This is a genomic window from Thermodesulfobacteriota bacterium (genome assembly GCA_040755095.1).
Taxonomy (GTDB): Bacteria; Desulfobacterota; Desulfobulbia; order Desulfobulbales; family JBFMBH01; genus JBFMBH01.
In genome coordinates, this window is record JBFMBH010000175.1 from 1 (window position 1) to 7,307 (window position 7,307).

The following is a 7,307-nucleotide window of genomic DNA, read 5'->3' on the forward strand; positions in this document are numbered from 1 at the left end:
CTTCATGGCTCCGTCCATGGAGGCGATCCTGCGGGTGATCGTGTATGGGGTGGAAAAACAGCCCTGCCCGATTCCGGACTAACGGCCCCTGGCCCACGGGTGCCAAAGAGCTGCACCGCCTCTCCTGCTGTCGCCCCGTGGGAGAGCAAAGGGAGAGGTGTTGCCGAAATCGGCCAGCGCGGCCGCTGGTTCAGGCGATCAAGCTCAGGCCACCGACTGTAAGGATCCCTTGGGACCGCCACAGCGGGGATCTGAGCAGTCAAACGGTCAACCCCCTGCCCAACTTGGCCAAAACGGGAACTGCTGAGAAGATTGCAGATCGGTATCCAATCAGATACACTGTAGCTTATGAACACCTTTCTCCGCTCGGAAGAGTTTGATGCTTGGCTTTTTGGCTTGAAAGACAGAGTAGGGCGCGCCCGGATCGCCCATCGAATCCGGTCTGCCGAGCAAGGTAATTTCGGCGACTGTGAGGCGGTTGGCGAAGGAGTCTCCGAAATGCGCATCCACGTCGGGCCTGGTTACCGAGCTTATTTCACCCGGCGCGGAGAGGTGGTCTATCTGCTTCTCTTGGGCGGCGAGAAGTCGTCGCAGAAGCGCGACATCAAACGCGCTATTGAAATGGCGCGGGCTCTAGACAAGGAGTAAACCATGGCCAAATTTTCCCCCTTCGATGCTGCCGACTACCTCGATGATGAAAAAACCATTGCGGAATATATAACCGCCGCCTTGGAAGACCCAAACCCCGAAGTATTTCTAATCGCCGTGCGTGATGTGGCCCGCGCCCGCGGTATGGCCCAACTCGCCAAAGACGCTGGAGTAGGGCGCGAAAGCCTTTACAAAGCACTTACACCCGGAGCAAAGCCACGCTATGACACTATGCTTAAGCTGCTTCACGCCCTGGGAGTAAAGCTTTCGGCTTCGCCCGTCCATTCATGAGGTTGTCGCGGTCTCGCATCACAATATATAGTGGACCCCGAAAATGAGACAAAGGATTAAGCTGGTCCCCGGGGCACGAAGGGGGATCCGGCGGCCGGAGCAGACGCCTGGCGGGTCAATCCGTCTGTCGGACCAACATGACCCTCCTGGCCTCAGATCCGGATGCCGAAGCGGCGGATGGCCAGATCCACCAGGATGCCCGCCCCGAAGGCCCAGGCCATGTTGGGCAGGGCCAGGGCGATGCCGGAGATGAGAAGGGCGACGAAATATTCCTCGTTGCTCTTGAGGTTGCGGACCAGAGGGCAAAGCTCCAGGCCGGCGAAGATGAGGAGCACCCCCAGGACGCCGTTGGGGATAAGGGTGAGGATCGCCAGCCCCACCTCGCCCAGGGTGAGCCCCAGGACGACGAGCCCGGCGCCGATCAGGACCGGCGCCCCGCCGGTGCGGGCCCCGAACCGGTAATGGGCAGCCAGCCCGCCGGTGCCGTGGCACATGGGCACGGCGCCGAACAGGCCGGCCGGCAGGTTGACCAGGCCCATGGTCAGGGCAAAGGTGCCGGCCTTGGCCTTGCCCAGGAGGGGGTGGCCGGGAAAGAGGCTGGCGCAGGTGTCGGCGGTGCCGACACAGGCGTTGCCGATGGTGAGTGGAATCTGGGGCAGGACCAGGAGGACGAAGGCGGTCCAGAAATCCTGGGCCGTGGCTGCCACCAGCTGAACCCGGGTGGGTCCCATGGCCAGGGGCCGGTCGCCGACGCCCCCCAGGGCCAGACCGGCCAGGGCGCCAAAGCCCAGGGTGGCCAGGGCCGCCGGCACCTTCTTGTTGTCCAGCAGGGCCAGCACCAGGCCAAAGGCCAGCAGGCCCACCGCCAGGTTGCTGTGCCAGGCCTCCAGCCGCCCGACCTGGCCGGAGAGAAAGAGCTGGTCGCCGGTGATGAGCTGCACCCCTTTGCGCAGGAAGACCAGGCCCAGGGCCAGCTGGATGCCCCGCACCACCGGCGGGGTGAAGAGCCTCGCCAGCCGGTCCACCAGGCCGGTAAGGGCGAAGACCAGCAGAAGGGCACCGAAGATGGTGCCGGCGGCGCCGATCACCGGCTCGGTGATCCGCTCCGGGTAGGCGATGGCGATGGCGCCCACCGCCTTCAAGGGCTGCACCGGCACCGGCAGCCGGTAGAAGAGGCCGGCGACAATATAGAAGATGCCAAAGGCCAGGAAGACCGTGGTTGGGCTGAGCCCATTCACCAGGATCATCCCCACCACAATGGGCAGGAGGGTTCCCAGATCCCCCACCGAGCCCGCCAGCTCCAGCCGATCGAACCGCAAGCCGCCCACCATGCTCTTCGCCTCTGCCATGGCGTCCCCCCTTCAGCAGGCATCGTGAGACAATGCAGGGAGGAGCGTCAAGGGAAATCCTGGCCATCCGGGCCGCCGGCCGCCGGCAAAACCCTTGACGTCCCGGGCCAGACAGGGTCAACTAGCATGCTTTTCACCGAAGAGAGGATATGCTGCCCCTCACCGCCCTCAAGCCCCAATCCGTCCTCATCCGGGCCACCAACTGGGTGGGGGATGCGGTGATGACCCTGCCGGCCATGGCCACCATCCGCGCCAATCTGCCGGATGCCCGCCTGTGTCTCCTGGCCCTGCCCTGGATGGCGGACGTCTTTACCGCCAGCCCGGATGTGGACGAGATCATCGCCTACCGCCGGGACGGCGAGCACCGGGGCCTGGCCGGCAAGCTGCGCCTGGCTGCCGCCTTGCGGGCCCGGCGCTTCGATGCCGCCATCCTCTTCCAGAATGCCTTTGAGGCCGCCCTCCTGGCCTGGCTGGCCGACATCCCGATCCGGGCCGGCTACACCACTGACGGCCGCGGCCTTCTGCTCACCCACGGCGTGCCCCTGCCTTTCGGCATCAAGCGCCGCCACCAGGTGCACTACTACCAGACGCTTCTGGCCAGGCTGGGCATGCGGCCCCAGGCCTGCCGGCTGGAGCTGCGGCTGCCAGCCGCGGCCCGGGCCTGGGCCACGGCGCTGTTGCAGGCCCACGGGCCGGGGCCTTTCGTCGGCCTCAATCCCGGCGGCGCCTATGGCCCGGCCAAGCGCTGGCCCACCGGGCGGTTCGCGGCCCTGGCCCGCCGTCTCGGCCAGGAGGCGGGCGCTACGGTGCTGGTCTTCGGCACCGCGGCCGAGGCGCCGGCCGCGGCGGCGATCCGCGCCGCGGCACCGGCCGCCGTGCTCGATCTTGCCGGCCGCACCAGCCTGGCCCAGGCCGCGGCCCTCATCGCCCGCTGCCAGGTGGTGGTCTCCAACGATTCCGGCCTCATGCACGTGGCCGCCGCCCTGGCGGTGCCGCTGGTGGCCATCTTCGGCTCCACCAACCCGGTCACCACCGGACCCTTCTCGGACCGCGCTCGGGTCTTGCGCCATCCCCTGCCCTGCAGCCCTTGTCTGGCCACCGTCTGCCCCAACGGCGATTTCTCCTGCATGGCCAGCATCTCGGTGGATGAGGTCTTTGCCGCCACCCGGGCGCGCCTGGACCGGGCGGCCTGACCGGCGAGGGATCTGTCGTCATGGCCGGACGCCCCGCCGTCTTCCTGGACCGGGACGGCACCATCAACGAGCAGATGGGCTACGTCAACCATCCCAGTCGCTTTGTGCTCCTGCCGGGCAGCGTCGAGGGGATCCGCCTCCTCAACGAGGCCAGCTGGCCGGTGGTGGTGGTGACCAACCAGAGCGGCCTGGCCCGGGGCTATTTTCCGGCCAGCTGCCTGGAGGCGGTGCACCGCCTGTTGGCCGAGGCCCTGAACGCTGGCGGCGCCCGGCTCGACGGCCTCTATGTCTGCCCCCATCATCCGGAGGCCAAGGTGGCCGCCCTGCGCCAGGCCTGCCGCTGCCGCAAGCCCCGGCCCGGCCTCTTGGAGCAGGCGGCCGCAGACCTCGACCTGGACCTGGCCCGCTCCTTCATGGTGGGCGACCGCTGGTCCGATCTCGAGACCGCGGCAGCGGTCGGCGCGCAAGGGATTCTCGTCCTGACCGGCTACGGCCGCGGCGATCTGGAATTCATCGGCCCGGCCGCCCGGGTGCAGCCGGTGCACGTGGCCCCGGACCTCCTGGCCGCGGCCCGCTGGATCAGAGGTCAGGCATGCGCATCCTGATCGTCAAGCTGTCGGCAGTGGGCGATGTCACCCAGGCCCTGGCCTGCCTCAATGCCCTGCGCCAGGGCCTGCCGCACGCCCACCTCAGCTGGCTGGTGGAAGAGGCGGCCGCGGATCTTCTCGTGGGGCATCCCCAGCTGGACCGCCTGCTGGTGCTGCCCCGGAAGTCCTGGCTGAAGAGGATGCGGCGCCCGGATTCCTGGGCCTGCGGCCTGGCGGAGCTTCTGCACGGGGTGGCCGGCTTGCGGGCCGAGGCCTTTGATGCCATCCTCGACCTGCAGGCCGCCCTCAAGGCCAGTCTGCCGATCCGCCTCTGCCGGGCCGGCCGGATCATCGGCCACCGGGGAGCCGACGAGATGACCGAGATCTTTCTCACCGAGCGGCTGCCGGCCTTCGATCGGGAGCAGCACGCGGTGTGGCGCTATCTCGATCTGGCCCGCCATCTGGGCGCCGCCACCGTGCCGGTGCGCTTCGTCATTCCGGCCGGGACCGAGGTGGAGGCCGCCGTGGACCGGCTCCTGGCTGACCACGGCCTGGACCAGGGCCGGCCCCTGGTGGCCATCAACCCGATGGCCAAGTGGGACTCCAAGCTCTGGCCCCTGTCCCGGTTTGCGGCCGTGGCCACACGCCTCACGACCGAGCTGGGCGCCGCCGTGGTCTTCACCGGCGGTCCCGAGGACCAGGGCGCCATCGCCTCCATCCAGGGGCAGATGGCCACACCTGCCCCCAGCCTGGCTGGCCGCACCTCCTTGCGCCAGCTGGCCGAGCTCTACCGGCGCTGCCGGCTGGTGGTCTCCACCGACACCGGGCCCATGCACATGGCCGCCGCTGTGGAGCGGCCGGTGGTGGCCATCTTCGGGCCCACCGCTCCCTGGCGCACCGGGCCGTTCGGCCCTGGCCACCGGGTGCTGCGGCCGGAGGGCCTGGCCTGCGCCCCCTGCTTCAAGAGGGTCTGCCGCCAGCCCGCCTGCATGGAGGCCACCAGCGTGGAGATGGTGGTGCAGGCAGCGGCGGAGGTCCTGTTCCCTTGGAGCCCGGCTGCGGCCAAGGAGGCGGCATGCGGGAGTCGGAGCTGATCCGCCGGCTGCTGGGCCTGGTGCGGCCGCACCGCAGCCGGCTCGGCGTGGCCATGGCCTGCATGGTGGTGGTCTCCGGCCTGTCCTCGGCTGCTGCCTACATGTTCAAGCCCCTCATCGACGAGGTCCTCATCAACCGGGACCAGGCGATGCTCACCCTGGTGCCCCTGGGGCTGGTGGCCCTCTACCTGGTCAAGGGCTTCTTCTACTACAGCTACTTCTATCTCCTGAACTCGGTGGGGCTCCGGATCGTCCTCGAGCTGCGGGCCGCCATCTACGGCCAGCTCCAGGCCCTGTCCCTGTCGTTCTTCCAGCGCACCGCCACCGGCGAGCTGATCAGCCGCACCATCGCCGACGTGACCCTGGTCCAGGGTGCGGTGGCGGACGGGCTGGTGGCGATCTGCAAATACGCGGTGACCATCGTCGCCCTCCTGGGGGTGATCTTCTACCACAACTGGCGGCTGGCCCTCCTGGCCCTGATCTTCTTTCCCTCGGCGGGCCTGCTCATCGCCCGCTTCGGCCGGCGGCACCGCCGCCTCAGCCGCGGTAGCCAGGAGACCCTCGCCCTGGTCTCCACCCTCCTCCACGAGACCATCACCGGCAGCCGCATCGTCAAGGCCTTCGCCATGGAGCGCTACGAGATGGGCCGCTTCATGGCCCTTCTGCACCGCCTTCTGGGCCTGGGCCTGTCCGAGGTCCAGGCCCGGGGCCTCGCCACCCCTCTGATGGAGATTCTGGGCGGCATCTCGGTGGCCTTCTGCTTCTGGTTCGGCGGCCGGGCGGTGCTGGCCGGGGAGTCCACCCCGGGCACCCTCATCTCCTTTCTGGTGGCCCTGGCTATGATCTACGAGCCGATCCGGGGCATCAGCAGCGTCAACAGCACCCTGCAGCAAGGCCTGGCCGCCGCCCGCCGGGTCTTCGCCCTCCTGGACCTGCAGCCGGAGGTGGCGGAGGAAGGCCAGGCCCGGGACCTGCCGCCGATCAGCCGGGAGCTGGCCTTCCGGGACGTCTCCTTCGCCTACGGTGAAGAGACGGTTCTTGCCGGCATCGAGCTGACGGTGCCGGCGGGCCAGATGCTGGCCATCGTCGGACCCAGCGGCGCCGGCAAGTCCACCCTGGTGGATCTCGTGCCCCGCTTCTTCGATGTCACCGCCGGCGCCATCCTGGTGGACGGGGTGGACATCCGCTCCGTCACTTTGGCCTCCCTGCGCCGCCAGATCGGCATCGTCACCCAGCAGACCATCCTCTTCAACGATACGGTGCGGAGCAACATCGCCTACGGCGATACCAGCCGCTCCGAGACCGAGATCGAGGCTGCGGCCCGGGCCGCCCATGCCTGGGAGTTCATCGAGCGGCTGCCCCGGGGCCTGGCGACCGAGGTGGGCGAGGCGGGGGTGCGGCTGTCCGGGGGCGAGCGCCAGCGGCTGGCCATTGCCCGGGCCCTGCTCAAGAACCCGCCCATCCTCGTCCTCGACGAGGCCACCTCGGCCCTGGACGCCGAATCGGAGCGGGAGGTGCAAAAGGCTCTGGACAACCTGATGCAGAATCGGACAACCTTGGTCATCGCCCACCGGCTGTCCACCATCCGCAACGCCCACCGGATCGTGGTCCTGGACCGGGGCCGCATCGTCGAGACCGGCAGCCACGAGGAGCTTCTGGCAGCTGACGGCCTGTACCGCCAGCTGCATGATCTGCAGTTTGCGGATGGGCGGTAGGCTTCCGCACGGACGGGACACGGACGGACACGGACACCACACGGACCCCCTGAGGAGCTGCCCCCCCATGGAAATCTGCCCTGGCATCCACCTGCTGCGCATCCCCTTTGTCATCCCGGTCTCACCGGAGGTCCACCTGGAGCGCTGGGTGAACATGGTCCTTCTGTATGGCCGGCGGGTCCACTTGGTGGACTGCGGGGTGGCGGCGGGCCTGCCGGTCATCCAGAGCTACCTGGAGGCCGCCGGCCGGTGTCTGGACGAGGTTGCCACCCTGCTGCACACCCATGCCCATCCGGATCACATCGGCGCCAGCCGCCCGCTCCACGAGGCCACCGGCTGCCGGGTGGCCATGCACGCGGCCGAGAAGGCCTGGCTTGAGGATGTCGATCTGCAGGCCCGGCAGCGGCCGGTGCCCGGGTTTGCCACCTTG

Annotated in this window: 8 protein-coding genes; 7 read left to right on the forward strand and 1 reads right to left on the reverse strand. The window is 68.6% G+C overall.

The window, feature by feature from the left end:
• Nucleotides 1-348: 348 nt before the first annotated feature.
• Nucleotides 349-648, forward strand: a complete 300-nt coding sequence (locus AB1634_17925) for a type II toxin-antitoxin system RelE/ParE family toxin (protein MEW6221394.1) — start codon at nt 349-351, stop codon at nt 646-648.
• 3 nt (nt 649-651) lie between these two features.
• On the forward strand, nt 652-939 hold the full coding sequence (locus AB1634_17930; protein ID MEW6221395.1) for an addiction module antidote protein: 288 nt from the start codon (nt 652-654) through the stop codon (nt 937-939).
• Between the two features lie 152 nt (nt 940-1,091).
• Here AB1634_17930 and AB1634_17935 read toward each other — a convergent pair whose 3' ends face one another.
• The gene (locus tag AB1634_17935) at nt 1,092-2,288 is read right to left on the reverse strand and encodes a putative sulfate/molybdate transporter (GenBank protein MEW6221396.1); all 1,197 of its coding nucleotides are present in this window, start codon (nt 2,286-2,288) and stop codon (nt 1,092-1,094) included.
• 149 nt (nt 2,289-2,437) lie between these two features.
• Between AB1634_17935 and waaF the strand changes: the two genes are divergently transcribed.
• The 5 genes from waaF to AB1634_17960 form a co-directional block, all read left to right on the forward strand.
• On the forward strand, nt 2,438-3,481 hold the full coding sequence (waaF, locus tag AB1634_17940; GenBank protein ID MEW6221397.1) for a lipopolysaccharide heptosyltransferase II: 1,044 nt from the start codon (nt 2,438-2,440) through the stop codon (nt 3,479-3,481).
• 20 nt (nt 3,482-3,501) lie between these two features.
• On the forward strand, nt 3,502-4,086 hold the full coding sequence (locus AB1634_17945) for an HAD family hydrolase (protein MEW6221398.1): 585 nt from the start codon (nt 3,502-3,504) through the stop codon (nt 4,084-4,086).
• Nucleotides 4,074-5,162, forward strand: coding sequence for a glycosyltransferase family 9 protein (locus AB1634_17950; GenBank protein ID MEW6221399.1), 1,089 nt, complete (start codon nt 4,074-4,076; stop codon nt 5,160-5,162). Before AB1634_17945 ends, AB1634_17950 begins: the two co-directional genes overlap by 13 nt.
• On the forward strand, nt 5,144-6,877 hold the full coding sequence (locus AB1634_17955) for an ABC transporter transmembrane domain-containing protein (protein MEW6221400.1): 1,734 nt from the start codon (nt 5,144-5,146) through the stop codon (nt 6,875-6,877). The genes AB1634_17950 and AB1634_17955 overlap by 19 nt, the downstream gene beginning before the upstream one ends.
• Before the next feature lie 67 nt (nt 6,878-6,944).
• Nucleotides 6,945-7,307, forward strand: a 363-nt coding sequence (locus AB1634_17960) for an MBL fold metallo-hydrolase (protein ID MEW6221401.1), incomplete at its 3' end; no start/stop codon positions are given.

Coding starts and splice junctions, on each gene's coding strand:
- AB1634_17935 (MEW6221396.1), bottom strand. CDS start 2,288: ATGGCAGAGGCGAAGAGCATGGTGGGCGGCTTGCGGTTCGATCGGCTG.
- AB1634_17950 (MEW6221399.1), top strand. CDS start 4,074: ATGCGCATCCTGATCGTCAAGCTGTCGGCAGTGGGCGATGTCACCCAG.
- AB1634_17945 (MEW6221398.1), top strand. CDS start 3,502: ATGGCCGGACGCCCCGCCGTCTTCCTGGACCGGGACGGCACCATCAAC.
- AB1634_17955 (MEW6221400.1), top strand. CDS start 5,144: ATGCGGGAGTCGGAGCTGATCCGCCGGCTGCTGGGCCTGGTGCGGCCG.
- AB1634_17925 (MEW6221394.1), top strand. CDS start 349: ATGAACACCTTTCTCCGCTCGGAAGAGTTTGATGCTTGGCTTTTTGGC.
- waaF (MEW6221397.1), top strand. CDS start 2,438: ATGCTGCCCCTCACCGCCCTCAAGCCCCAATCCGTCCTCATCCGGGCC.
- AB1634_17930 (MEW6221395.1), top strand. CDS start 652: ATGGCCAAATTTTCCCCCTTCGATGCTGCCGACTACCTCGATGATGAA.